This is a genomic window from Tsukamurella sp. 8F, from assembly GCF_029167375.1.
Taxonomy (GTDB): domain Bacteria; phylum Actinomycetota; class Actinomycetes; order Mycobacteriales; family Mycobacteriaceae; genus Tsukamurella.
The window spans coordinates 75,433-99,739 of sequence record NZ_JARFTP010000016.1; the positions used below are offsets into that span (position 1 = coordinate 75,433).

Consider the following 24,307-nt stretch of genomic DNA (forward strand, 5'->3'; position numbering starts at 1 on the left):
GTAGTCGTCACGGGCCCAGCGAACCCTCAGTCACCAGCCCGCAGGCGCCGTGCGAACTGCAGTCCCGCCGCAGTCGACATGGTCCCGGCGGGGAGCGTGAGCCAGCGACTGTGTCGATCTGCGGCGACGTGGGCTGTCCACTCCGCTGCCTGGCTAGTGCGATACGGGAACTGGCGTTGGATCTGTAGGGCGGCTCTCAAGGCGATCGTGTTGCAGTCGCTGCTGTACCCAGTCCGGAAGCGTCCGCCGTTCGTGTTCACGTAGGCGTAGCCATCCACCGCATCCACAAACACATTGTCGCGGACACTGATGTCCACGGGGAGGTCCTGACTGTAGGCAAGCAGGAACACCCCGAGACCATCGCCGTCGGGACGTACACCTCTAGACCACGAACGCCCCGCCCCTACACAAACGTTCGAGACGAACGAGCAATCCCTGAAACCATCGTCCGTAGTCGTGTAAGGTCCCGTGCCCCAGTACTCGAAGGCCTGCATACAGTCGTAGATCACATTGTCGTGGAAGTCCGCCCCGACGATCGCGCGCGCGTCGGCGGTCTGCGCACCCTGGATCGTACAAGCTGTATCGTACACATCGTGGATTTCGTTGTGGCTCACGGTGATTCCATGAGACCCCATCCATGCCTCGACACCATTCCCGTATCGCACTCCATTGGCGAGCTCTGCTCCACCGATCTCGTGGATCTCACAGTCGACCACCTCCGTCGCAGCGGCCGCGGCCTGGCGATAGCCGTGACCCCCCGCTCCCACCAGCTCGAGCCCGGCAACGACCAGGCTGTCGCCGCCAGTAATGACGTTGCCATCCACCGCGACGCGGAAGTCGCTCGTGCTCGCCGAAGGGTTCGCCTTCGATCGCACATACAGATACCGCGGATCGTTATAGAAGTCCCACTGGCCGGATAGCTCTTCGGCCCGCCATTTCTTGGAACCGTGCACCGTGCCGTCGATACGAAGGAACCCTGTGTTGGCAGAGCGATTGTAAACGTTACCTAGCAACACGTTCGGATCCAACAGGTCGAGCCTCCAGACTCCGGACCCGACCGGAGTCCAGCTCGTCGGAGAAGCGGGAATCTTGTACGACGAGAGTCGCGGCCGCGGACCGGCTCCGTAAGCTCCTACGACCAGCCGCCGATCGTAAGGAGGGGGCCCCCACCCGCGCGCAGCACCCAGGTTCCCAAAGAACTCGTCACCACGCCGGAAGTAGACCTCATCGCCGGGCCGCACCAAACCAGCGGCCAAACCGGCCTCGACTCGCGCAATCGTATGCCATGGCCGCGCCCTAGACGTGCCCTCGGCTCGATCGTCGCCGTCCGCAGCGACATAGTATTTGGACCGGTCGCGCCTACCGCGGTCACCACCAAGCAACGCCACAGCTCCGACACCAGCCGCTCCGCCCACAACTCCACGTAACACTGCGCGACGCCCGACGGCCCGCCCACCGCGTCGAGCCGGAGCGCCAGAGTTGCCCACATGACCACATTACCGGCGTCGAGTCTCCCTCCCCGCGCGGAGCGTCACCTCCCTGGGCGCAGCTTCCACGTCCCTCCCGCAATCAGCCCTGGGGTACCGATGAACCAGGCGGCCCATAGAATGTGCCCACAAGTCGAGCACACTCCGCTCAATCAAGCATGACGGCGTCAACGATAAGGTTCCTATCGCAGGCGCCGTCTGCGTAGTCGTTGCCGTACCGGATCGTGAGGGTGTGGTTCCCACTGATCGGCGATGGGAGATCGAACGAGTAACCACGTAGGCCCTGGCTCGAGACTGTCGCGGTGCCGTCCACCGATCCGTCTATCTCAACGCTCATCACCGGGTCACCGTTACACGCCTCCCCCTTCGCGACAACAGTGACTTGACCGACCTGCGAGGTATTTCCGGTAATCTGCAACGCCCCGTCAGCCCACAGCATGTGCACCCACCCGTTCGACGCGCCCGAAAGTGCGAACGTCCCACCGGAGGAATCGACGGTCCGCGTCATCGATTCGGCCTCGATCGTGTCCTTCGGGGCCTTCAATGTAAAGGCTCCGACGGGGTACGCTCCAGAGACGTCTCGACCGGTCTCCGCCAGTGCCATCGGCTGGTAGGAAACGGTATTACTTCCGTTGCTCTTATGCTCGTTCCACGGCACCCGCGCAACCACGGTGTACTGGCCGGGCGTTAATCCCACCGTCGGAATGTGGACGTTATCGACGGTCGTTGCAGGTATCGGGTCGGCCGCAGTCGAAGTATAGTTCTGCTCGGCCGCGAGCGCATGCAGGTCGACTCCCGCGTCAATCGAAGCGACCACCTGCCCTGCAGCATTTCGCACCTCGTACTGAGGTCTCCAATCCTCGTAGGCTGGCGCCACGCCGAAGTTCGTCCAAGTCACATTCATGGCGAGCGGGACACCCACCAACGCCTGGTCCGGAACATCCGCCGCCGTTACCGCATATCGATATCCACTGTATTTATTCGCTCGCGACCACTTTTCATACAGATCCTGCGGGAACGTGGTGGTAGCACGTTCGAACGAATTTCCCGTGCTGGCGAGTATCGACACATGACGGTTCACCGTGTCGGTCAGTGCCCGATCGTAGTATTGCGCCTCGGTCTCGGTCGTGAAATTGCACCACTCCGTTATAATAGGCGCACTCTTCCATCGGTTCTTGATCACCTCGATAATGGGATCATTGGTTTGCACATAGTAAGCCCATACGTCCGTGGCCCAGCTGGGAATGACGTCATAGGTACCCAAGCAGTCCGACCGGATCCCGACATCCGTCGTGCGGCCGGCCAGCTGCGCGCTGTCCCTGAACGCCTGCTTCACGATCTCCGCGTTGCCGGGAGCCGTAACCAGACGCGTGCGAGGGAAAGCAGCGAGATTCGCATCCGTAAGAGTGATGACCGACGCCTTGGTGATGTATTGGTCCTCGTACGGGGAATTGTAACCGAGCTCATTGATACTGTTATCACGAGATGGACCTGGGATACCTAGGGTATCGCGCATGAACGCATTGTGATTCTCACTGAAATCACCGTAGCCGGAGTACTCGAACCAAGCCAGCCGCTCGTCACCATCATAGTGCCGGCCCAGCGCTGCCAGAAGATCCGACACGTGCTTCAGGTAGCCGGCGTCGTTCCAATTCGGGATAACGTACGAGATGCCATCGTGGACATACGTCGAGGTTGCGCCGGGAACGGTGGTCACCCACGCTGGCACGGAGATGTCGGTATTATTGGGATAGCTCGCGTCACAGCATGAGTTGAACATGGCGACCCGGAACCCGAATCGCCGCCCTTGCGCCGCCGCGCTCGCAATATCGGCATCGATCGCCGAGAAGTCGTACTTCTGGTCATCGGACGCATCGCTGGGCAAGGTCCGGGGATCGACAGGTTGCAGTTGGCTCCAGTCATACCGCATCGACCGATCGTCGGTTCCAGGCCAGGCGGCATACGCACTCTGTGCAGGGTTCTGCTGTGGCAGCAACGGAGCCTTGAGATTCTCGTGCTGGCCACGTAGGGGGTTCACGATCTCCGTGGCACTATACGGAATCACGGTACCGAGAGTCGTCTGCGCGATCGCTCTACCGGGAACAAGAATCGTGATGGCTACGACGATCATCACCAGTACAATGCGCAGTCTCGACATCGTTTCGTCTCCCTCGTGCAACCGACAAGACCTCAGCCATTCGTATGAATCGCGACACTTCCTCGCCAGTCAGGACGAGCACAGCTTATGCGACATTTTTCGGCTTTCGTGGATGAAACGCCGCTGAGCCGCCGATCACCCCCGCGTCAGTACGACCGCCCTGCGCGCACCCAAGGTTTGGGGACCACCCTCGACCCCCGGGGGCGGTGTGACCCGGAGCGGCCCGTCGGTCGGGTTGACGGCCACCCAGCCGTGCATGAACGTGCGCTGCCAGATGCCGTCCGCGCCCTGCACCGGCCCGCCGCGGGGTGCGCCGAGCGGCGTATCGAGGAGATCGGTGTCCGGGGTGCTCTTGTAGTCGCCGGGGTTCGCCCAGCTCCAGCAGGTGTGTGGGGTCGAGAAGAGCGAGGCCATCGCGAAACCCGTTGTCCTCATATCGGTGTCGCGGGCCTGAGTCATCAGCAGGGTGTATGGGCGATCGGGAGAACCGCCGTCGTTCGTGATCTGGTGCGCGCGCAGATACCGGAAGGTGGCCGGATCCACGACGTTCGCGTAGAACTCGTCCAGCCCGCCTCCGAAGCGGTCGTGCCGTTCCCATCGCGCGTCACCGGGGACGGAATCGGCGATGTTGGGGACGAAGATCTTCCCTTGAGCCGCAAGACTGTTTCCCGCCATGGTGACCAGCCGATCCAGGCCGTCCCGCAGCATCGCGTCGGAATCGGCCACGGAGTCCCTCCCGGCGAAAATCCCGCGGTAGTAGACACCGAGGCGCGTGAGGTCGTTGTCGGCGAGCACCCCGTCCCAGTTGTCGCGCACCGCCTCGGCGGTCACAGCGTTCGTCCAAGCACGCTGATAGGTGGGGTCCCACACCGCCATCTGCCAGTGGCGCGAGAACTGGCCCCACTCGATGCGCTGCCCGACAGTGTCGGTCGCGAACCACTGCGGGTGGTGACGCTGCGCCTGCATGTACCCCACGCCTGACGGCAGGAGCCGGGCGTCGGCACCGTCGTCCACCGTACCCGGGTAGTTGCGCGTGCTCGCCAGGTCCTTGTACATCAGCACGCGGATCTGCGGATTGACCTTGCGCAGACGGGCTTTCGCGTCCATCTCCCAGGGGTTCAGCACCACGACCGACATCCTCGGTCCCAGACTGTCGATCTCGGAATCGGTCGGGGTCCGCCCGATCGCGTACCAGAACCCGCACAGTCTGAACTCGGGGAGCGCGGGAGCGACCGACGTCATCGACGGAGCGGACACCCCATCAGCGGCACCGCAGCCACTGACGCCCACCAACGCCGCTACCAGCATCCACGCGACGGCGATCCTCCCCCGCGCCATGGTGCGCCTAGACCAGCTTCTCGCCCTGCTCGACATACCCGCGTTCCGTGGCCTCCTTCGCGGGCCGCCACCAGTCCTCGTGTGCCTGATACCAGGCCACCGTCTGCGCAAGACCGTCCCGGAAGTCCCCATACCTGGGCTCCCACCCCAGCTCCGTGCGCAGGGGCGTCGGGTCGATGGCATAGCGCACATCGTGCCCGGCGCGGTCCGTCACCTGATCGAAATCGTCTGCCGCACGACCGAACTGCTCCAGTAGCAGGCCCACGACCGCGCGGTTGTCCAGCTCGCCGTCGGCTCCGATCAGGTACGTGCGACCGATCTCGCCCCGGTCGAGGACAGCCCACACCGCACGATTGTGGTCGTCGACATGGATCCAGTCGCGCACGTTGGTGCCGGCCCCGTACAGACGGGGCCGCGCACCGTCGATCAGGTTCGTGATCTGGCGCGGGATGAACTTCTCCACGTGCTGATAGGGCCCATAGTTGTTGGAGCAGTTGGATATCGTGGCCCGCACCCCGAACGATCGCACCCACGCACGCACCAACAGGTCGCTGGACGCCTTCGTGGACGAGTACGGGCTCGACGGGTTGTACGGCGTGGCCTCGGTGAAACGCTGCGGATCGTCCAGCTGGAGATCGCCGTAGACCTCGTCGGTGGACACATGGTGGTATCGCACGTCGTGCCGACGCACGGCCTCGAGCAGCGTGAACGTGCCGACCACATTGGTCTGCACGAACGGCGTCGGGTCGTTGAGGGAGTTGTCGTTGTGCGATTCGGCGGCGAAGTGCACCACCGCGTCTGCGCTGCGGACGAGCGGCTCCACGATGTCGCGGTCGCAGATGTCACCGTGGACGAACTCCACGTCGAGCCCGTCCAAGGACTCGCGGTTGCCCGCATACGTGAGGGCGTCGAGGACCGTGATCTCGACCTCGGGACGCTCGGCCGCGGTGAGTCGGACGAAGTTGGCTCCGATGAACCCGGAACCGCCGGTGACCAGAATGTGCACGGCGTGATACTACCCGCAACCCTGGTGACAATCTGAAAGTCCGGACACAGCCGTTCGCCCAGGCTACAACCGTCGGGGCTCCGCGCGTCGACGCAGCGCGGGGGCGACGGGGCGCCCGCGGAGCAGGCCGTCGACAGTACCCGCCTCGATCGCCCGGCCATACACCGCGAGCGCATCGGTCACGGCCCCGACGGTGACGTCCACATCGACGTCGGTGTGTGCGGCGGAGACGACGAACGACTGCCCGAGCACCCCACGGTCGAGCAGCTCCTGCAGGAGGAGGGTGCGGTATGCCTGAGAGGGCGCACCGTCGGCATCGCGCGTCAGGAACACCTCACACGACGGCCGGCCCTGCACCGAGACGAAGTCGGCGAGGCCCGCCGCGGCGGCTGCGGCATTCACTCCGTCGGCGAGCCGCCGGCCCACCGACTCCATGCGCCCCACCGGGTCTCCGCTCTCGTACGCTGCCACCACGGCACGGAACGCCGCGAGAGACGCCGTCTCCGGACCGTGCGTCGTGGACAGCAGGAACACGCGGTCGCGATCGGTGTTCAGACCACCGAGCTCCATCACCTCACGACGCCCGGCGAGCGCCGAGAGCGGGAAGCCGTTGCCCATCGCCTTGCCCCAGCACGACAGGTCCGGCGTCACGCCGTACACGGCCTGAGCGCCATGCGGCGACCAACGGAAGCCCGTGATCATCTCGTCGAATACGAGCAGCGCACCGTTGTCGTCACACAACGCCCGCACACCCTCGAGGAAGCCGGGCGCCGGCTCGGCCATCGCGGTCGCGGCTTCGAGGAGGACACAGGCGATCTCGCCGGGGTACGCGGCGAACTGGGCTGCGAGCGAGTCGAGGTCGTTGTACGCGAACCGCACCGTCTGCGCGACGGTCTCCACCGGGATCCCGGCGCTCATCTCCGTGGTGCCGATGAACCAGTCGTCCACCGAGAAGAAGGGGTGATCGCATATCGCGACCCGCGTTCTACCGGTGTAAGCGCGGGCGAGCCGCAGCGCGGCGGTCGTGACGTCGGATCCGTTCTTTGCGAACTTCACCATGTCGGCGGTCGGAACCAGACGTAGGAAATCCTCTGCTGCAGCAACTTCCATCAGCGTCGGCCGAGAGAAGTTCACCCCGTCCGCGACCGCGCGTACGACCGCATCCACGACGGGTGCGTACCCGTGACCCAGGGTCACCGAGCGCAGGCCGATGCCGTACTCGACGTACTCGTTACCGTCTGCATCCCAGACGTGAGAACCGCTGCCGCGCACGAGGACCGGCGTCATATCCTCGGGGTACTGATCCGAGCCGCGGGCATAGGTGTGTGCACCGCCGGGCACCATAGCGTGTAGGCGCGCCTGCAACCTCGCCGACTCCGTGTAGTCACGCATGTCTCACACCCTTCTCCGGATCGATGGTCAGAGCGCCCTCCAATGACGGGTAGCGTTGCAGCACTTCATCATAAAGGTCTGGCACGGTCAGCAGGACCCGGTCGGGTCGCATGCCCACGAGGGCCTCCGGCGACACGATCGGGATATCGGTGCCCGGCATACGCAGCCCCAGCTTGGCCGGTGAGGCGTCGGCGACCGCCCGTAACGTAGCGCGGTCGAGGCCGGCCAGCGCGAACAGCGGCACCGCTCGCGATGCGGCTCCGTACGCGTAGACGCCGTATCCCGCAGCCGTGTTCGCGGCAGCCCAACTGCGCAGAGCGATCGCCTGATCGCGCGCGTGGCGGCCCAGCTCCCCGAGAGCGGCGGGATCCGTCACGCCCGCCGCCGACTCGGCCGCCAGGACGTCCTCGATACCGGGCCCGCATAGATGCGCCGCCACGGCCGGGCCGCCATCCGCAGCCGTGGCCGTGGCCGAACCGACGTGCCTGGCCGCGACCAACACCGACCCGCCGTACAACTCGAACTCCCAAGCCTGCACGGCGCGCAACCCGGCGCTCTCCAGCAGACGCAGCAGCGAGTGCAGCGAGTAGTACGCGAAGTGCCCGTGCCGCAGCGCATTCCACTGACCTTGCCGCAGGATCGCGGCCAACGAGTGGTATTGCAGCAGGAGTAGGCCGCCGTCGGCCAGCACCGCCGCCCGCTCTGCGAATGCGGACCGCTGATCGGGCTCGTGCATGATCCCCATCGAGTCGATCACGACGTCCGCCGGACCCGCGACCTCCACGTATCCCCGCGCCGCGAGCAGCGGAATCCACGTCCCACCGTGGGGACTCGGGAACTCGCGGACGGTACGCCCGCCCCGCGCTTCACCTCCCAGCAGGCCCGCCGCGTCCACGCGTGACACCGCGTCGGCGGCCTGGTCCTTCAGCGCCTGCGGCTCGACTCCCCGTGGCTCGTCGGCAACGGTGTCGTCCTCCGCGAGCTGCGCGAGCCCACACGTCCCGCAGAGATCCATGGCCAGCGGGTGTCCCGACTCTGCCTCGGTGACACGCGAGGACGCAAGCGGGAAGTGGTCCGCGGCCGGTTGGCGGCCTAGATCCAGTACGCGGTGCAGATCGCCCGAACCACAAGCGCGACAGACACTCCCCTGGTCGGCGGAACTCATGGCAGCATGACCCCATGCGTATCGAGACGGCCGAGCTGGCCGACGCCCTGGTCCTGAAGCCCGAGCCGTTCCGCGACGACCGTGGTCTGTTCACCCGTACATTCGACGCCGAGGAGTTCGACGCCCATCTCGGCCGGCCGGCGGCCGCAACGTTCGTGCAGGATTCGCAGTCCCGTTCGGTGCGCGGGGTGATCCGCGGCATGCACGGCCGTTCGGGACGCGGCGAGGCGAAGCTCGTGCGCTGCGCACACGGCGCGGTGCTGGACGTCCTCGTCGACCTCCGACCCGACTCCGCGACGTTCGGCCGCAGCCAGTCCTTCCTCTTGGACGACAACGACTTCCATCACCTGTACGTGCCGCCGGGTTTCCTGCACGGCTTCCAGGCCCTCACCGAGGTCGCGGACGTCTGCTACCGCATCGACCGACCGCACGATCCCGCCGAGGACCTGGGCGTCGCGTTCGACGATCCGGACCTGAACATCGCGTGGCCGATCGAGGCCACCGTCGTCTCGGAACGCGACCGCACCGCCGGCAGCTGGCAGGACCTGCGGTCGCGGCTCCAGTGACCTACTCACGCCGCATCTAGACGCGGCGCATGGTCGCATCCAGCTCGCCCGCCTCCTGCAGGCGCTCGAGGTGCGCGAGCCGGGTGAAATCCCGGAAGAACGCATCGGAGGTGAGGCCGCGCGCCGTGTACTCCTTGTACAGCTCGGCGGCCCCGTCCGGCACCGTCCACTTCGCCTCGTAGCCTAGTTCGTCTCGGGCGCGCGAGAAATCGACGCGATACGAGCGCGGGTCCGCGCCGGCCTCACCCGTGATGTCGAGTACCGAACCGGGCACGGTGTTCACCACGCACTCCGCGATCTCGGCCACGGTGAGGTTGTTGGCCTCCGTGCCGACGTTGTACGCCCGCGCGCTGACGACGTCGGCCGGGGCGGTGAGGCATGCGGCGAACGCCCGGGCGATGTCCTCGGCGTGCACCAGCGGGCGCCAGGGCGTGCCGTCGGAGAGCACCTTCACCTCGCCTGTGAGCACCGCGTAACCCACCAGGTTGTTCAGGACGATGTCGGCGCGCAGCCGCGGCGAGAACCCGAACGCGGTGGCGTTGCGCAGGAACACCGGGACGAAGTCGGAACCGGCCAGCGCCGCAGCATCGTCCTCGACCCGGACCTTGCTCTCGGCGTACGGCGTGACGGGCCGCAGCGGTGCGTCCTCACCGACCAGTCCGTCCCCCGCAGCGCCGTACACCGAGCACGTCGACGCGTAGAGGAAGCGGGAGACCCCCGCCTCCTTCGCGAACCGCGCCAGTCGCGAGGACGCGTGATGGTTGATGTCGTACGTGATCTCCGGTGCGAGGGCGCCGAGCGGGTCGTTCGACAGCGCCGCGAGGTGGATCACGGCATCGAAGCCCTCGAGTTGCTCGCGGGTGACGTCCCGCAGGTCGACGGCGAGGGCCGGAGGCTCCGGAGGCTTCTCGCCGAGCACGCACTCGGCGAACAGCCCGGAATCGAGGCCGACGACATCGTGCCCCTCCGCGACCAACAGCGGCACCATCACGGTGCCGAGATATCCTTGATGCCCGGTGACCAGAACCTTCACTGCGCTCCTCCTGAGCTTTGTGCGAACGAATCCAGCTGCAGCACAGCCTTCTCCAGTAGAAAGCCCTCGGCGTACCGGCTGCGGCACTGCACACCGCGGAGCCTGGCGAGGCCCAGGAACGATTCGGGGTCGAACCAGTCGTGGTCCACCTGCGACGGGTAGTGCCGGTGCAGCAGCTCGCTCTTCTCCCGCGCCACCGAGTCCGCGAGCGGCGAGAACACCGTCGGCTGCGGGGTGTCGGTCTCCCACTTGAGGATCTCGTACCCCAGGATCAAGTGGTCCCGGAACTCGGTAGGTACCAGCTCTGCCAGCAACCGGTGATCCTGGTGCGCGTCGCCGCGCTGCGGTGCGAACACGAGCTCCGGTGCGCAGGAACGGCGGAAGCGCGCCAGCGCCTCCTTCACCGCATTCCAGTGTTCGGGCGCACGTCCGTCGGGGAAGGACTCCACGGTCACCTCGAGCGGGCAGCCGGGGGTGAAAGCCGCCAGCGCCGAACGCTCCTCGTCCTCGCGCGCCGTCTCGCCGCCGCTCGCGACGAACGCGTGCACCCGCAGACCGGGGAGAGCGCGGGCAAGCGTCAGCAGAGTGCCACCCATCCCGATCGCGATGTCGTCGCAGTGCGCGCCCAGAACGGCGATCTCGTGAATACCCTGCGGCTGCAGCGAGATCAATGCTCCCACACCATCCACGGCCGGTTGCCGCGGCTGTACGCCGCATCGAGCTCGGCGCGCTCCTTGAACGTGTCCGCGGGCTTCCAGAAGCCGCCGTGCTTGTACCCGAACAGGCGACCCTGCTCCGCCAACGCGCCACACGCATCCTCGACCAGGTCGCCGTTCTCGGGGAGCAGGTCGAAGACCTCCTGAGTGAGCACGAAGTAGCCGCCGTTCTCCCAGATCGGCAGCTTGGAGACGGCCGTGATCGACGTGACCGACCCGGAATCGTCCACGTCGACGCAGTGGAACGACGACTGCGGTGGCACGATCAGCATCGACGCACCGGCGCCCGACGCCGAGAACTTCTCGATGATCTTGTTCATCGGGGCGTCCGATAGGACGTCGGCGTAATTGGCCAGGAAGTACTCCTCGCCGTCCAGATAGGGACGCACGCGACGCAGGCGCTCACCGATCGGCGATTCGAGCCCCGTGTCGACGAAGGTGATCGTCCACTCGCTCATATCCGTGGACAGCAGCTCCACCTGCCCGCCCTTGGCGATGACGAAGTCGTTGGAAGCCGTCTCCTGGTAGTTCAGGAAGTAGTCCTTGATGAAGGACGCGCCATACCCCAGGCAGAGCACGAAATCCGTGTGCCCGAAGTGGGCGTAGTAGCGCATGACGTGCCAGATCAGGGGGCGGGGGCCGACCATCTGCATGGGCTTGGGCACGGCATCGTCGGCGGCCCCCCGCATCCGCATGCCGTAACCGCCGCAGAACAGAACGACCTTCATGCCAGTGCCTTTCCTTGGACAGCCGGGGATTCGGGTATACCAGATATGGCGGTGTGCAGCGTCGGAAGCGGGTAGACGATCTCGCCGCCCCACTCGGCGACGTACGCCAGCTGCTCGGTGATCTCCTTCTCCAGGTTCCACGGCAGCACGAGCACGACGTCGGGCCGGTCCTCGGCTATGCGCTCGGTGGCGTGGATCGGGATTCGGGTGCCGGGTGTGAACCGGCCGTGCTTGTAGGGGTTGCGGTCGACGGTGTACTCCAGCAGGTCTGGCCGGATACCGCAGTAGTTGAGCAGGGTGTTGCCCTTGCCGGGCGCGCCGTATCCGACGACACGACGCCCGGAGGCCTTGGCGTCCAACAGGAATCGCAGCAGTTCCTGCCGCACCCGTTCGCTCCGCTCGGCCAGCGTCAAGTGCCCGGTGAGCGTGTGCAGCCCGGCCTCGGCCTCGGCGGCGAGCGCCTCGGCGACGCGCGGACTCGGCGCGCCGGCGACGGCGTCGGGGCGCGCCCACACGCGGATCGACCCGCCGTGCGTCTCGATCAGCTCGACGTCCACGACGGTGAGCCCCGCCGTGGCGAGCGCGCGCTGCGCCGTGAGCACGGTGTAGTACTGGAAGTGCTCGTGGTAGATCGTGTCGAACTGCCCCAACTCGACTAGATTCAGCGCATGGTGCACCTCGATGGACAGCCAGCCGTCGTCCGCCATGAGCGCGCGCAGCGAACGCGTGAACCCGAGCAGGTCGGGTATGTGCGCGTAGACGTTGTTGGCCACCACGAGATCCGCGGGTCGGTGCTCGGCGACGACGGCGGCCGCGGTCTCCTCGTCGAGGAACGCCGTGAGCGTCGGCACGCCCTTCTCGCGCGCCGCGGCACCGACGTTGACCGACGGTTCGATGCCCAGGCAGTCGATCCCGGCGGCGACGGCGTGCTGCAGCAGGTACCCGTCGTTGCTCGCGACCTCGACGACGAACGAACCGTCGCCCAGTCCGGTCTTCTCCTTCGCCTCTGCGACGAAGCGCCCGGCGTGGGCGACCCAACTGTCCGAGAACGACGAGAAGTACGCGTACTCGGTGAACGTCTCCTCGGGCAGGATCAGCGCCGGGATCTGGAGCAGCAGGCATTCTTCGCACACCCGCAGGTGAAGGGGGTAGGTGGGCTCCGGGAGGTCGAGTTCGTCCGCGGCGAGGAACTTCTCGCAGGGCGGGGTCGCGCCGAGATCCACGACACTGCGCAGGCTCCTCGATCCACACAGACGGCATTCCATCCGGTAACCATCCTTCTCTTTGCAGTTCACTCGAGGGCGCCTTGACGAATTATTTACGATCCAAAGGTGCCTGTCCATCAGCTCACAAACCTACAGGAGCATGTAGCGCTGATGTCGAATCGAGAATAATATCAGGGCGGCTCACCCGAAAGTGGACCCTGACCAGGAAAATTAGCATCCCGACGCAACGGTCGGAGAAGGCGACACATGACGATTGACCGGAAACCCGTGGCTCGAGCACCGCGCCGCCGGGAGGGATCCCGCGACCGCACGCTGCCGCTCGGCCGGGTCGTCGCGACCGATACCGTCGTGGGAGTGGTCGCCGTCTCCGCGGGAGTCGTGGTCGCCATCGGCCACGATCACGCCCACACGCCGTCGAGCATCGTGCTCGGGTTCGTCGCGCTCCTCCTGTGGCTCGTGCAGCTGGCCTGGTCCAAGGCCCTCGCCGTGCCGCTGCTGCGTCTCGGGACCGAGGAGTTCCGGCACGTGATCGCCGTGACCTTCGTCGTCTTCGGCGGCGCCGCGGTCCTGTACTGCTTCTACGACCAGCCCGCCCTCGGCCGCCTCGTCCAGGTGTCCGGTCCCCTCGCCCTGGTGGGCGTACTCGCCTCTCGCATCGGCTGGCGCCGGTGGCTGCGCCGGCAGGAGGCGCGCCGGGTGCCCACCCTGGTCGTCGGCGGCTACTACTCGGCTCGTGCCACCTGCGGCGCGCTCCTACGGGCGCCTGAGACGGGCACCTGCGTAGTCGGCGTCTGCGTACCCGCGGGCGATGCAGGCGAGCACACTGTCGTCGAGGCCGAGGGCCGCGAGATCCCGATCGTCGGCACCGACCGGGAGATCCTCCAGGCACTCGACGCGACGGGGGCGCGCGCCGTCGCCCTCACCGCCACAGACGATCTCGGGCCGGGCGATCTCCGTCGCCTCATCTGGGAGCTGGAGGAGCGCGAGGTCGAGCTGGTCGTCACGCCGGGTGTCGTCGACATCGCCGGTCACCGCATCGTGTTCGAGACCGTCGGCGACATGCCGATGCTGCACATAGCCCAACCGCAGCACGCCCGCGCGGACTCGGCTGCAAAGCGCGCCTTCGACATCGCGTTCTCGGCGGCCGCGTTGATCGGCGCGTCCCCCGTGCTACTGGTCGCGGCGATCGCGGTGAAACTAACCAGCCCGGGTCCGGTCTTCTACAACGCCGAGCGCATCGGCGAGGACGGCGAGCCCTTCACGATGCACAAGTTCCGCAGCATGTACGTCGACGCCGACAAGCGCGTCGAAGCCCTCGAGGAGGCCAGCGACGGCAACGGCGTCCTTTTCAAGATGAAAGACGATCCGCGCGTGACGCGCGCCGGAAGAATCCTCCGCCGCCTGTCCATCGACGAGTTGCCGCAGTTCATCAACGTGCTCAAGGGCGACATGTCGGTGGTCGGGCCGCGACCCGCGCTCGCCCGCGAGGTCTCCCAATACCCGCCCGTCATGCGGCGCCGACTGCTGGTGAAGCCCGGCGTCACCGGCGCCTGGCAGGTCTCAGGCCGTTCCGACCTCAGCTGGAACGAGTCGATCCGCCTCGACATCGGCTACGTCGAGAACTGGTCGCTCGGTAGGGATATCGCGATCGTGGCGCGGACGGTCCGCGCCGTGACCGGATCCGACGGTGCCTATTGAGCGCACCGTCGGCGCCCCTCGCCGCCTTGTCTCTGCGCCTCGTCGCGCTCGGCGGCGCCGCGGGCGCGGCCGTCCGGTACGCGATCGACTCCGGGGCGCACCGCCACGTGAGCGGTTTCCCCTGGCTGGAACTCGCGCTGCTGTGCGCGGGCGGCCTGGCGGTCGGTGTGCTGGTGCGACTGCGGCGCGGCGCGTTCGCGCTGGGCTTCCTGACCGCGTTCACGGGTGTCGGGACGTGGGCCGCACTGGGCGCGACGACGCGGCCTCCCGCCGCCGGCCTGCTCTTCCTCGTGGTCGGCGCGGTCGCGGCGGGGACCGCTCTCACGATCGGGTTCCTGGTGGCGCGGCCGAGAACCGGGGCCCGCACGTGATCGGCCTGCTCTCAGCCGCGCTCGGCGGGGCGGTCGGCGCTGCCGCCGGGCACGCGCTCACCAGGCGCGTGAGCGCGGCGTGGCGTGATACCGCCGTCCTGCTGGCGACCGTGGCGTGCTCGTTCGTGCTGGGGGCCGCGGCATACCTCGGCCCGCCCTCCACGGTGACCGAACGGGCCACCCGCGCGGCCGCAGTCGCCCTGTGCACGGCGACGGTATCCCTTGCGGGACTTGGATCCCTGGCCTCCGAGGGCGAGCCGCGGACGGTGCTCCGCAGGGCGGCCGCGCTCGCGCTGGTGGCGGCCGCGGCCGCGGTAGGCGGGTACATAGCGCTGGAGGTCGGCTGGATCTCCCTGAAGAAGATTCCCGGTATCGACTGATGTCTGTGCGGATTCGGGACCACGCTGCGAGGCGGCCGGGGCTCCGGTACCGAATCCACCGAGCGCGCTCGGCGCGGGCGAATCCGAGGACGCCTAGCCGGCGCAGCCGCCCTGGACGACGGCCTTCGCGAATCCGACCGTCTGATAGAGGTACGTGAGCTCCCAGTCGGAGATGTTGTACCGGTACGTCCGCGGCACCGCGCGCATGATCGTCGTGCCGCCATAGCACTTCGAGAAGATATAGCGTGCGCGCGGCAGGTGGTATCCCCAGCTGACCACGATCACGGAGCGCCAGCCCCGCTCTTCGGCGATCCGCTTGGTGAACAGAGCCTCGCCGCGGGTCGTGGCGGGTACCGGAGGCACACACTCGACCGTGATCTCGGCGTCGCCCTGACCGCAGACCCCGGGCATCACGGGATCGTCCGACGTGTACGGATCGGAGATCAGAACGTGACGGGCGTACCCCGCGCGCGCGAGATCGATACCGTACTGCTCGCGCCCGTCGTGGTCTCCGCCGAGCACGACTATCGCGTCTGCTCTACGGAGTGCGTCCTGGTTGTCGCCGCCGAATGCCACGTAGCCGCCCACCCCGATGACGAGCAGGGCGGCGACGAGTATCGCGATCAGCGCTCCCGTCAGCCTCCGCACCGCTCGCACCCCGGCAGCGTATCGGGTTCGTCGGTGCCCGGCCGCGCGCGAGGCGACACCCGCCGACCAGCCGTTCGTCGCATCACACCTGATTCATTTATATGGGATCCCGGCCCCGCCATCAGGTAGCCTCGCTCAGAGTATTTTTCCTTCCTACACCGCAGATTGATGATTGCGCATAGAGCTGCCTGTGCGCCGAGAGGATGCACGTCCGTGTCCCGACCCACTCGCCATGCGCCCCTGGCCGGGACCCGTGCGCGCCTCGCGGCCGCTGTGCTCGTAGCTGTCCTCGTCGGAATCGCGACGTTCGCTGCGACCTGGGCCCGCCCCTCCGAGTACCGGGGCGAGTCCGCGCTCCTCGCGCGGCCGGTCACCCAGGCGTCCCCGACAGGAGAGACCTTCCAGGGCGCCGTCACCCTCGCGATGCCCGCGCTCGTCGAGTTCGCCCATGCGCCCAGTGCACTGGAGAACGTCCGCCGACAGGTGACACCGTCGACATCGGCAGAGGATCTGAGCGCGGCGATCACCGTCGGCTACGACCCGAACTCGGCCGTCGCCACCGTCTCGGTGACGGCCCAGAACGCCCACCTGGCCCGCGCGCTGACGTCCGCGCTCGTCACCGAGATCGTGCGGGCCGATCTGCTCGCACCCGTCGCGACGCTCGCTCCGCTGGACACCACGCCGTCGGTCACCGATCTGCGTCCGTCGCCGGCAATGGTGGGCGCCCTGTCCATCGCCGCCGCGCTCGCGGCGGCCGCCGCGGCCCTCGTCGCGCTGCACCTCTGGCGGCCGACGCCCACCATCCGGCTGAGGCGAGCGCTCGGCGACGCCGGGCTGGCGCAGCCGGTACTGCTGCTCGAGGCCGAGCGCACCGGCTTCCCCGAGCGGGTCCGCGACCTCGCGCGGCTGCTGGACCGGCCTGCGCGGGTCGTCGCCCTAGACGCCGGCGACGGCGCCGATGGGGGTGCCCTGGCGTCGTCCGGCCTGAAGGTCGCGCCGCGCAGCGAGGAGGGAGCGCCGCTCGTTCTGGTCGCTTCACCCGAGCTCACGTCCGACGAGCTCGCCGGCGGACTCGCAGCCCTGCCCACCGCCGACCGTGCGGCCGTCGCCGCCGTCGTCCTGCGCCGAGTACAAGCTTCATGAGCGAGACCCTCACCAAGCGCGCAGCGAGCGGCGCGCTCTGGCTCGGCCTGACCAACGTCTGCAGCAAAGGTATGCAGATGGTGGTCACAGTCGTGCTCGCGGCCACGCTGACCCAGGCGGATCTCGGCCGGGTCACCGTCGCCGTAGCCCTGGTCAACGTGAGCCAGGTGATCCAGTCCATGGGCGTCTTCGACGTGCTGGCCCGCACCGACCGCGACCCGAAGCGGATGGCCGGGACGGTGATGTCGATCTCGGTCGCCGTCGGCGCACTGGTCGCGTTCGTCGCGGTGGTCTTCTCGCACCGAGTCGCCTCGCTGCTCGGCGCCCCCGACGCCGCGGGGCTCGTCGCACTGACCGCGCTCAGCCTGCCGTTCACCGCGGTCGGCGGCGTGCAGATGGCCGTGATGCACCGCACCCTCGACTTCCGCCGCCGAGTACTGCCGGACGCGGGTAGCGCCATCATCGGCGGGATCGTCACCGTCGTGCTCGCGGTGACCGGTGCCGGGCCCTACTCGCTGGCCCTGGGCCTGCTCACGACCGCGGTACTGCAACCGATCCTCGGCATGTTCGTCGGCGTGCGCATCGTGCCCGCCTGGGACCCCGCCGCCGCGGGCGAGGCGCTGCGCTGGGTGCGCGTCGTCGGGCCAGCCGCAGTCGCGGGGATCCTGCTCGTCAACATCGACTACCCGACGGTCGCCCACGTCCTCGGCGCCGACGCACTCGGCGTGTACTCCCTCGCGTTCCGCATCGCGTGGATCCCGTACATCATGGGTGCCGTCGTGCTCGGCGCCGTCGCGTTCCCCGTCTACACGCACATGATCCGCGACGGACGCCGCGACGAACTGCCCGGAGCCTCGGCCATGTTCACGCGTGCCGTGATCGTCGGCGTATGCGGCATGTACGTGCTCATCGCTCTGCTCGCACACCGCGTCGTGGTGCTGAACCCGCGCTGGGTCGACGCCGAGCCCGTGCTTCTGGTGCTGTGCGGCTACGGCATCGCGATCAGCCTGCTGCACACCTGGTACGAGACGGCGATGGCCGCGGGCCAGGCGCGCTGGTACCTGGTGCTCGAACTCGTCCGACTGGTCCTACTCGCGGGCGGCCTGCTCGCGCTGACCCGCTTCGGGGTCGTATGGGCCGCGGTCGCACAGCTGGCGGCAGCAGCTGTACTCGTGCCCTTCGCGTGGCTGGGCATGGCACGCTCCGGCGCGGCACCGTCGCCGGCCGATTTCGGCCGGGCGCTATGGGGACTCGCGGTGCCCAGCGCTGCGGCCGCAGCCGTGTCCGCGGCGTACCGGCTGTCACCGCTGGCCGGCGCCGACGGATCCGTCGTCCGCGGCGTCGCTGAGGGCCTACTCGTCACCGCGGTGTTCGCCGCGGTCGCATATCTCACCAACCGCGAGCTGATCGGCCAGCTGCGCTCGCAACGTTCGGAGGCAGCAGAATGAGGATCCTGCATGTAACCCAATCCGACGGAGGCGTCGCCTCGGTGGTCACCGACCTCGTCCGCGACCAAGCCGAGCGAGGTTGGGATCCCGTCGTCGCCTGCCCGGCCGGAACCGTTCTCGCGCAGCTCGTCCAGCGGGACGGCGTCGAGTACCGGCAGTGGGAGGCGACGCGCTCGCCCGGCATCTCGGTGCCGGCAGAGACGGCGCGCCTGCGCCGCATCATCGACGAGGTGCGCCCGGACGTCGTCCACCTGCACAGTTCCAAGGCCGGCATGGTCGGACGACTGCTCCTGCGCGGCAGGATCCCCACGATCTTCGAACCGCATCTCTGGTCGTTCGACGCCCAGGGAGGCGCCATCGCGAAGCCGGCCCTGCTGTGGGAGCGCTTCGCGACACGCTGGACCGACTCGTTCCTATGCGTCAGCGACGACGAGCTCGCAGCGGGTCGCGCCGCAGGCATAACCGGCCCCGCAGAAGTCGTGTTCAACGGTGTCGACACCAGCCGGATCGTGCCCGGCGACCGCGCCGCCGCCCGCGCATCCCTCGGTCTGGGTGACGGCCCGATAGCGCTGTGTCTCGCGCGCCTCGCGCCGCTCAAGGGCCAGGACTTCCTGCTCCAGGCGTGGCCCGACGTGCTCGCACAGGTGCCGGACGCGACCCTGATGTTCGTCGGCGACGGGCCGCTGGCAGGCGAGCTCGCAGCCCTCCCGGGCGGCACGCATCCGTCCATCCGCTGGGAGGGTTTCTCCTCGGACCCTGTGCCCTACCTCGCGGCCTGCGACGTCGTGGTCGTCCCATCTCGCGCAGAGGGCATGGCACTGGTGCCGCTCGAGGCGCTCGCGTCGGGGCGGCCCGTCGTCGGCTACGCGGTGAGCGGCATGCGGCACACCGTGGGCGACTGCGCCGGCACCGTGCTCGAGATCGGAGACGTACCCGGCCTGGCCCGTGAGGTCGCTCGCCGGCTCGCCGACCGCACGCTCGCCGCCGACGAGGGCCGGCGCGGGCGGGCGCGCGCGGTCGAGGTGCTGGACCAGAATGCCGCGTCGCAGCAGGTGGCGGAGCTCGTCGAGCGGGTGGCCTCCCGCAGCCGGGCACAGGTGCACGCGTGACGACCGTCCTGAGTTCCGCTGCGACCGCGGTCCGGGGTTCCGGACCGCGTGTCTGGGTGGACGGGCGCCCGACGGTGTTGCGCGCTGCCGTGCACCGCGCGGTCGCGGTCCTGGCATGTCTCACGGTGGCCCTCGCCCCGCTCGACGAGTATGTCCGCGCGCTGCACCCGCAGGCCGCCAAGGTGCCGGCGATCCTGCTGGTCGGAGCGTGGCTACTCGGCATTGCGCTCGACCGCCGACTGCCGCGCCTGCACGCAGTGCACGTGGTCCTCGGCCTCCTGCTCGCCACGGTCCTCGCGTCCACGTGCTACCACCTGTCGTCGCCGTACGCGATGGAGTACCTGATCCGGTGGGTGCCGTTCCTGCTGGTCGCGGCGGTCCTCGTCGATGTGTGCGCGACCGACCTCAAGCCGACGGCGATCCTGTGGTCGGCCGCCGCGGGCGCGTCCACCGCCGCCGCCGGTGCCGTCTACAGCGTTCTGGTCGAAGGCGACCGCCGCGCGACCGGACCCCTCGAGGACCCCAACGACCTCGCGTACGTCCTCATCGCGGCGCTGCCCCTCCTCGCTGCCTTGGTGTCCGAGCAGGCGGCCGCGGCTCTGCGGCTGCGCCGGAGCGGTCCCCTGCTCGTCCTGGCCGTCCTGCTCCTGCTCGCCACTGCGGCGACGTTCTCGCGCGGCGGACTCGTCGGTGCGGTGGTCGTGCTGGTCTGGTTGGTGGCGCGGCGCGCGATCCGGCCCGGGGCGCTGGCGTCCCTCATCGGCGTCCTGGCGCTCGGCGCCGGCGCCGCGCTCGTGGTCGCGATGCCGCTCCTGACCGAGGCTCTCGACGAGAAGAAGTTCGTCGCGGGCGACAATATCGATTCCCGGCTGTTGCGTTGGCAGAGTGCGGGCCGGATCCTCGCCGAGAACCCGCTGTTCGGCTCCGGCCCGGGCGGCGTCCGCAGCGGCTACGTCGCGGGCTCCCATCTCGCCGAGATCGCCGAGCAGACGCCGGTCACGCACAACATGTACCTGGAGGTCGGTGCGGATCTCGGCATCGTCGGGCTCGCACTGTTCATAGGAACGATCGTGCTGGCGTTCGTGTCGGCCGAGCGGGCCCGCCACGCCGGGGCGGACGCGCGGACGGTCACCGCCGTGCAGGCGTCGCTGCTGGCCATCGCCGCCATGTCCTATTTCCTGTCCGAGGAGTACTACATGTCTCTGTGGTCGATGATCGCGGTGGCATGCGCGCTGGGCTTCCGGGTAACGGCTGAGAAGGGAGGCGAGCGTGCGCGTCCTGCATCTCGCTAGTGTCATGGGCATCGGCGGCGCCGAGGCACTGGTCCTCGAGATGGTCCGCCGCGGCCACGAGGTCGGTTGGGAATCGGCCGTCGCATCGGGCGGCGGCCTGCGGGCCGACCTCCTGGCCGCCGAGGGATTCCAGACCTTCGACGTGCCGCCCGCCGAGCGTTCGGTGTCCGGCCTCGCGCGTGCCCGCGCCGCGGCGTCCGCCGCGGTATCGGCGTTCCGGCCCGACGTCGTGATCGCGCACAACGTGTCGGCGACCGCCGTAGCACGGCTTGCCCGACCGGCGCTGCCCGCGTTCGTGCCGCTGCCCCGCCGCGGCGTGCCGGTCGTTACGGTCTTCCACGGGGTCGGCGAGGCCGACTACCGGGGCGCCGCCCGCGTGCTGACCCTGACCACCGACCACGTCGTCGTGGTGGCCGACGCGATCGGACGTCGCCTGTCAGGCGCCGGGTTGCGGGGCGTGGGTACGTCCGTCATCCGCAACGCGGTAACCGTTCCGGAGTCCGTCGACCGGGCCGCCGCTCGCGCGGAGCTCGAGCTGGGCGACGGCCCCGTCGCGCTCTGCCTCGCCCGCATGGCCGAGCAGAAACGACACGACATCCTCATCGACGCGTGGAAGCTCCGCGACGACGGCGTCCTGCTGCTCGCGGGCGACGGCCCCCTGCGCGCCGATCTCGAGCGCCGGGCGGCACCGCTCGGCGACCGGGTCCGGTTTCTGGGCGCGCGGTCCGACGTGCCGCGGCTACTGGCCGCCACGGATGTCACCGTGCTGACCAGCGACTGGGAGGGTCTGCCGATCGCGGTACTCGAGTCGCTCGCCGCCGGGCGGCCCGTCGTGGCCACCGACGTCGACGGGCTCCGCGAGGTCCTGGGCGGGGGAGGCGGCCGTCTGGTCCCACCTCGCGATCCCGATGCCGCGGCGCGTGCGCTCGGCGAACTGCTCGACGACCCCGCGGCCCGCGCCGCCGAGGCCGAGGCCGGCCTCGCGACGATCCGCACCGCATACGACCCCGGCGCGATGATGCGCTCCTACGACGACCTGATCCGTCGGATCTGCACGAGGTGAACCCCATGAATACACTCCGCCGTCCCCTCATCCTCTCGGTCGCGATCGCCGCGGCGCTCGCGGTCGTCGCGTTCGTGGTGACGTTCGTCGTCGTCGCGGCCGGGCCCAAGCAATACGAGGCGCGGGTCGCCGTCGTCGCCACCCCGAAGGGCACGACCGACGCCGCTATCCAGAGCTTCGGCTCGGTCGTCGCCCTGACGCTGCCGGGTGTCACGGACCTGGTCAAGAGCCCCACCGCGACGGATACGGTGATCCACTCGGTCGACGGTGCACCGTCCGACCTCGCGGACCGGATCAGTGTCGGCATCGTCCCTGCCTCCGGACTCGCCCGGATCTCGGTGACGGCCGACTCCCCCGAGCTCGCGACCAAGCTCGTCCTGGCCCTCCAGCAGCAGGCCCTCGATGCCGACCTGCTCGCCCCGGCCGGCAAGCTCACTTCACTCGGGCAGCCGACGGTCACACAGGTCGCCCCCGACTTCACCCTGGGCGCGGGCTTCGGCCTCGCGGCTGCCGTGGCCGCGGGGCTGATCGGTTTCGGCGCGGCGCGCCTCCTGCTCCCCGACGGTGACCGTCGCATCCGCTCCGCCCTCCGCTCCGCCGGCACCACGCGGCCGGTGGCCGTTCTGCACTCGACCGAGACGGATATCGTGGGCCGGCTCCGCGTTGTGCAGTCTGCCGCCGGCGCCCCGCTCGAGCTCTTGGCCGTCGAGCCGGACGTGGACGTCGAGGCACTCGCGGCTCGGCTCAGCGCCGCCGCCGTGCCCGTCTCCGCCGGGGAGGGCGCGCGAGCGGTCGTGGCCGTATCGCGGCCGGGCGCCGGGCGCGAGGTCGCGCTGGCGACGGGCGCCCTACCCGACGATGCGCCGCTCGTCGCCGTGGTCGTGTCCGACAATGCCCCCGTGGCCTCCGCTTCGGCCCGCTCCACCGTTTCGCGCAACAACACGACCGGTGGTGTCTCCGGAGTGACCGCCTCGGCAGTCGCCGCAGCGGCGGGCGTGCCGGTCGCAATCGAGTCCGACGGCGACGACAGCCGAACCACCTCGACCGGATCCACCGAGTCGACATCCTCATCGACCTCCGCGTCGACGTCCGCAGCGACGGATGATCCTGCCGCAGAGAAGAACTGACGGTGCGCATCGCGTACCTCCTCACACAGGAGAAGGGCGGTCCCGTCGACGTCACGGTGCCGCTCGCCGCGGCGGTATCCGATCGCGGCCATACGGTGGCGCTGTTCGGGCCACGGCCCGCGCGCGGCCCCGAGCTCGTGGACGGGATGCTCGTCGCGCAGGAGGTCGGCCGCAAGGACGACCTACGGGCGATCGCGGCGATGCGGAAGTCGCTACGCGCCTGGGGCGCCGACGTCATCCACGCGCAGGACCGGAGGTCCGGGCTGGTCGTCTCCGGTATGCAGTGGCGGCCCGGCGGCCCCCGCGCGGTGGTTCACACGTATCACGGTGTCCCCGAGGATGTCTCGCAGGCCTGGTTCGCCGGCGTTCGCGACGCGGCACCCCCGTCCCGCTACACACAGGTCAAACTCGGAGCCGATTCCCTTGTGGCACGGTCGCTCACGCGCACGATCGTGCCGGCGGCGTCGATGGGGGACTTCCTGCGCGACCGGCTACGGGTCCCCGCATCCACGGTCACGCAGGTCGACAACGGCGTGCGTCTACCTGATCCCGCACCGCCGTCCGGGCCCGTCCGCAAGCTGCTGTGCGTCGCGCTCCTGGTGCCGCGCAAGGGGATCGCCGATCTGTTGGATGCGCTCGCCCGCCCGGGCGTGCTCGCCGAGGGCACCACGCTGACGGTGGCCGGCGACGGTCCCGAACGCGCGTCGCTCGAGGAGCGCGCTGCGCACGGGCTACTGGCCGGGCGCGTGGAGTTCCTGGGTTTCCGCACCGATATCCCTTCGCTGCTGGCAGCCCACGACGCTCTCGTGCTGCCGTCCCATATGGAGCAGCAGCCCCTGGCACTGGCCGAGGCCATGGGGGCGGCGAAGCCCGTGGTCGCGACCGCTACCGGCGGCGTCGCCGAGATGCTGAACGTTGCCGGTGCGGCGAGCTATGTGGTCCCCCCGGGCGACCCCGGCGCGCTGGGCGATGCCCTCGAGAGACTGCAGGCCGATCCCGACCCTGCGGCGCTGGGACGCGCGCTCCGCGAACGTGCGGAGCGGCGCTACTCAGTCGACGCCTGCGCAGACGCCCACCTCGCGCTCTACTCCAGCCTCCTGCGCTGACCCCGGGACCCTCGGATGTGCCGGAAGCCCCGCACACTCCCGGTGGTTCGGGTTGTGCGGGGCTTCGTCGGTTGTTCAAATGTTTGTCCGGCGGTGACCTACTCTCC

General features: G+C 68.8%; 22 protein-coding genes. 11 read left to right on the forward strand and 11 right to left on the reverse strand.

Features of this window, described 5'->3' with window-relative positions:
• Nucleotides 1–26: 26 nt before the first annotated feature.
• The 6 genes from P0W64_RS13865 to P0W64_RS13890 form a co-directional block, all read right to left on the reverse strand.
• Complete coding sequence (locus tag P0W64_RS13865; RefSeq protein ID WP_275480714.1) at nt 27–1,028, reverse strand: hypothetical protein; 1,002 nt, start codon at nt 1,026–1,028, stop codon at nt 27–29.
• A 607-nt stretch (nt 1,029–1,635) separates the two neighbouring features.
• Nucleotides 1,636–3,618: a carbohydrate-binding domain-containing protein gene (locus P0W64_RS13870; RefSeq protein WP_275480715.1), complete on the reverse strand. Its 1,983-nt coding sequence runs from the start codon at nt 3,616–3,618 to the stop codon at nt 1,636–1,638.
• A 162-nt stretch (nt 3,619–3,780) separates the two neighbouring features.
• A complete protein-coding gene (locus P0W64_RS13875) occupies nt 3,781–4,983 on the reverse strand; it encodes a putative glycoside hydrolase (protein WP_275480716.1) in 1,203 nt (400 codons plus the stop codon).
• A gap of 7 nt (nt 4,984–4,990) precedes the next feature.
• The gene (gene rfbB / locus P0W64_RS13880; protein ID WP_275480717.1) at nt 4,991–5,989 is read right to left on the reverse strand and encodes a dTDP-glucose 4,6-dehydratase; all 999 of its coding nucleotides are present in this window, start codon (nt 5,987–5,989) and stop codon (nt 4,991–4,993) included.
• A gap of 63 nt (nt 5,990–6,052) precedes the next feature.
• Nucleotides 6,053–7,381, reverse strand: coding sequence for a glutamate-1-semialdehyde 2,1-aminomutase (locus tag P0W64_RS13885; RefSeq protein WP_275480718.1), 1,329 nt, complete (start codon nt 7,379–7,381; stop codon nt 6,053–6,055).
• Complete coding sequence (locus P0W64_RS13890; protein ID WP_275480719.1) at nt 7,374–8,546, reverse strand: class I SAM-dependent methyltransferase; 1,173 nt, start codon at nt 8,544–8,546, stop codon at nt 7,374–7,376. The genes P0W64_RS13885 and P0W64_RS13890 overlap by 8 nt, the downstream gene beginning before the upstream one ends.
• Before the next feature lie 14 nt (nt 8,547–8,560).
• Between P0W64_RS13890 and rfbC the strand changes: the two genes are divergently transcribed.
• Nucleotides 8,561–9,112, forward strand: coding sequence for a dTDP-4-dehydrorhamnose 3,5-epimerase (rfbC, locus tag P0W64_RS13895; RefSeq protein ID WP_275480720.1), 552 nt, complete (start codon nt 8,561–8,563; stop codon nt 9,110–9,112).
• A 16-nt stretch (nt 9,113–9,128) separates the two neighbouring features.
• Here the strand turns inward: rfbC and P0W64_RS13900 are convergent, their stop codons facing one another.
• Genes P0W64_RS13900 through P0W64_RS13915 form a run of 4 tightly spaced genes read right to left on the reverse strand, consistent with a single transcriptional unit; the run spans nt 9,129 to nt 12,854 of the window.
• Nucleotides 9,129–10,145 (reverse strand): SDR family oxidoreductase, encoded by a 1,017-nt coding sequence (locus P0W64_RS13900; RefSeq protein ID WP_275480721.1) that lies wholly within the window; start codon nt 10,143–10,145, stop codon nt 9,129–9,131.
• Nucleotides 10,142–10,816, reverse strand: coding sequence for a PIG-L family deacetylase (locus tag P0W64_RS13905; RefSeq protein WP_275480740.1), 675 nt, complete (start codon nt 10,814–10,816; stop codon nt 10,142–10,144). Before P0W64_RS13905 ends, P0W64_RS13900 begins: the two co-directional genes overlap by 4 nt.
• On the reverse strand, nt 10,813–11,589 hold the full coding sequence (locus P0W64_RS13910; protein WP_275480722.1) for a glucose-1-phosphate cytidylyltransferase: 777 nt from the start codon (nt 11,587–11,589) through the stop codon (nt 10,813–10,815). Before P0W64_RS13910 ends, P0W64_RS13905 begins: the two co-directional genes overlap by 4 nt.
• Nucleotides 11,586–12,854, reverse strand: a complete 1,269-nt coding sequence (locus tag P0W64_RS13915; protein WP_275480723.1) for a class I SAM-dependent methyltransferase — start codon at nt 12,852–12,854, stop codon at nt 11,586–11,588. Before P0W64_RS13915 ends, P0W64_RS13910 begins: the two co-directional genes overlap by 4 nt.
• 207 nt (nt 12,855–13,061) lie before the next feature.
• Here P0W64_RS13915 and P0W64_RS13920 point away from each other — a divergent pair, with 207 nt between their 5' ends.
• From P0W64_RS13920 to P0W64_RS13930, 3 genes are read left to right on the forward strand one after another with little or no spacing between them, the layout of a single operon-like run.
• Nucleotides 13,062–14,513 (forward strand): sugar transferase, encoded by a 1,452-nt coding sequence (locus P0W64_RS13920; RefSeq protein ID WP_275480724.1) that lies wholly within the window; start codon nt 13,062–13,064, stop codon nt 14,511–14,513.
• Nucleotides 14,510–14,884: a hypothetical protein gene (locus tag P0W64_RS13925; RefSeq protein WP_275480725.1), complete on the forward strand. Its 375-nt coding sequence runs from the start codon at nt 14,510–14,512 to the stop codon at nt 14,882–14,884. The genes P0W64_RS13920 and P0W64_RS13925 overlap by 4 nt, the downstream gene beginning before the upstream one ends.
• Nucleotides 14,881–15,264 carry a hypothetical protein gene (locus P0W64_RS13930; RefSeq protein WP_275480726.1) on the forward strand — a complete coding sequence of 128 codons (384 nt, stop codon included), beginning with the start codon at nt 14,881–14,883 and terminating at the stop codon, nt 15,262–15,264. The genes P0W64_RS13925 and P0W64_RS13930 overlap by 4 nt, the downstream gene beginning before the upstream one ends.
• 93 nt (nt 15,265–15,357) lie before the next feature.
• Here P0W64_RS13930 and P0W64_RS13935 read toward each other — a convergent pair whose 3' ends face one another.
• Nucleotides 15,358–15,921: a YdcF family protein gene (locus P0W64_RS13935; RefSeq protein ID WP_343232861.1), complete on the reverse strand. Its 564-nt coding sequence runs from the start codon at nt 15,919–15,921 to the stop codon at nt 15,358–15,360.
• 204 nt (nt 15,922–16,125) lie between these two features.
• Here P0W64_RS13935 and P0W64_RS13940 point away from each other — a divergent pair, with 204 nt between their 5' ends.
• From P0W64_RS13940 to P0W64_RS13970, 7 genes are read left to right on the forward strand one after another with little or no spacing between them, the layout of a single operon-like run.
• Entirely contained in the window at nt 16,126–17,055 is a 930-nt protein-coding gene (locus P0W64_RS13940; RefSeq protein WP_275480727.1) for a hypothetical protein, read from the forward strand.
• A complete protein-coding gene (locus P0W64_RS13945) occupies nt 17,052–18,503 on the forward strand; it encodes an oligosaccharide flippase family protein (RefSeq protein WP_275480728.1) in 1,452 nt (483 codons plus the stop codon). Before P0W64_RS13940 ends, P0W64_RS13945 begins: the two co-directional genes overlap by 4 nt.
• Nucleotides 18,500–19,612 (forward strand): glycosyltransferase, encoded by a 1,113-nt coding sequence (locus tag P0W64_RS13950; RefSeq protein ID WP_275480729.1) that lies wholly within the window; start codon nt 18,500–18,502, stop codon nt 19,610–19,612. The genes P0W64_RS13945 and P0W64_RS13950 overlap by 4 nt, the downstream gene beginning before the upstream one ends.
• On the forward strand, nt 19,609–20,904 hold the full coding sequence (locus tag P0W64_RS13955; RefSeq protein WP_275480730.1) for an O-antigen ligase family protein: 1,296 nt from the start codon (nt 19,609–19,611) through the stop codon (nt 20,902–20,904). The genes P0W64_RS13950 and P0W64_RS13955 overlap by 4 nt, the downstream gene beginning before the upstream one ends.
• Nucleotides 20,882–21,967, forward strand: a complete 1,086-nt coding sequence (locus tag P0W64_RS13960) for a glycosyltransferase (RefSeq protein WP_275480731.1) — start codon at nt 20,882–20,884, stop codon at nt 21,965–21,967. The genes P0W64_RS13955 and P0W64_RS13960 overlap by 23 nt, the downstream gene beginning before the upstream one ends.
• A 5-nt stretch (nt 21,968–21,972) precedes the next feature.
• Nucleotides 21,973–23,094 carry a hypothetical protein gene (locus tag P0W64_RS13965; protein WP_275480732.1) on the forward strand — a complete coding sequence of 374 codons (1,122 nt, stop codon included), beginning with the start codon at nt 21,973–21,975 and terminating at the stop codon, nt 23,092–23,094.
• A 2-nt stretch (nt 23,095–23,096) separates the two neighbouring features.
• The gene (locus tag P0W64_RS13970; protein WP_275480733.1) at nt 23,097–24,200 is read left to right on the forward strand and encodes a glycosyltransferase family 4 protein; all 1,104 of its coding nucleotides are present in this window, start codon (nt 23,097–23,099) and stop codon (nt 24,198–24,200) included.
• The last annotated feature ends 107 nt before the right edge of the window (nt 24,201–24,307 follow it).

What these genes read in the sequence shown, in the direction of transcription:
- P0W64_RS13870 (WP_275480715.1), bottom strand. Translation starts at nt 3,618, where the DNA reads ATGATCGTCGTAGCCATCACGATTCTTGTTCCCGGTAGAGCGATCGCG.
- P0W64_RS13875 (WP_275480716.1), bottom strand. Translation starts at nt 4,983, where the DNA reads ATGGCGCGGGGGAGGATCGCCGTCGCGTGGATGCTGGTAGCGGCGTTG.
- P0W64_RS13885 (WP_275480718.1), bottom strand. Translation starts at nt 7,381, where the DNA reads ATGCGTGACTACACGGAGTCGGCGAGGTTGCAGGCGCGCCTACACGCT.
- P0W64_RS13890 (WP_275480719.1), bottom strand. Translation starts at nt 8,546, where the DNA reads ATGAGTTCCGCCGACCAGGGGAGTGTCTGTCGCGCTTGTGGTTCGGGC.
- rfbC (WP_275480720.1), top strand. Translation starts at nt 8,561, where the DNA reads ATGCGTATCGAGACGGCCGAGCTGGCCGACGCCCTGGTCCTGAAGCCC.
- P0W64_RS13910 (WP_275480722.1), bottom strand. Translation starts at nt 11,589, where the DNA reads ATGAAGGTCGTTCTGTTCTGCGGCGGTTACGGCATGCGGATGCGGGGG.
- P0W64_RS13915 (WP_275480723.1), bottom strand. Translation starts at nt 12,854, where the DNA reads ATGGAATGCCGTCTGTGTGGATCGAGGAGCCTGCGCAGTGTCGTGGAT.
- P0W64_RS13920 (WP_275480724.1), top strand. Translation starts at nt 13,062, where the DNA reads ATGACGATTGACCGGAAACCCGTGGCTCGAGCACCGCGCCGCCGGGAG.
- P0W64_RS13945 (WP_275480728.1), top strand. Translation starts at nt 17,052, where the DNA reads ATGAGCGAGACCCTCACCAAGCGCGCAGCGAGCGGCGCGCTCTGGCTC.
- P0W64_RS13950 (WP_275480729.1), top strand. Translation starts at nt 18,500, where the DNA reads ATGAGGATCCTGCATGTAACCCAATCCGACGGAGGCGTCGCCTCGGTG.
- P0W64_RS13965 (WP_275480732.1), top strand. Translation starts at nt 21,973, where the DNA reads ATGAATACACTCCGCCGTCCCCTCATCCTCTCGGTCGCGATCGCCGCG.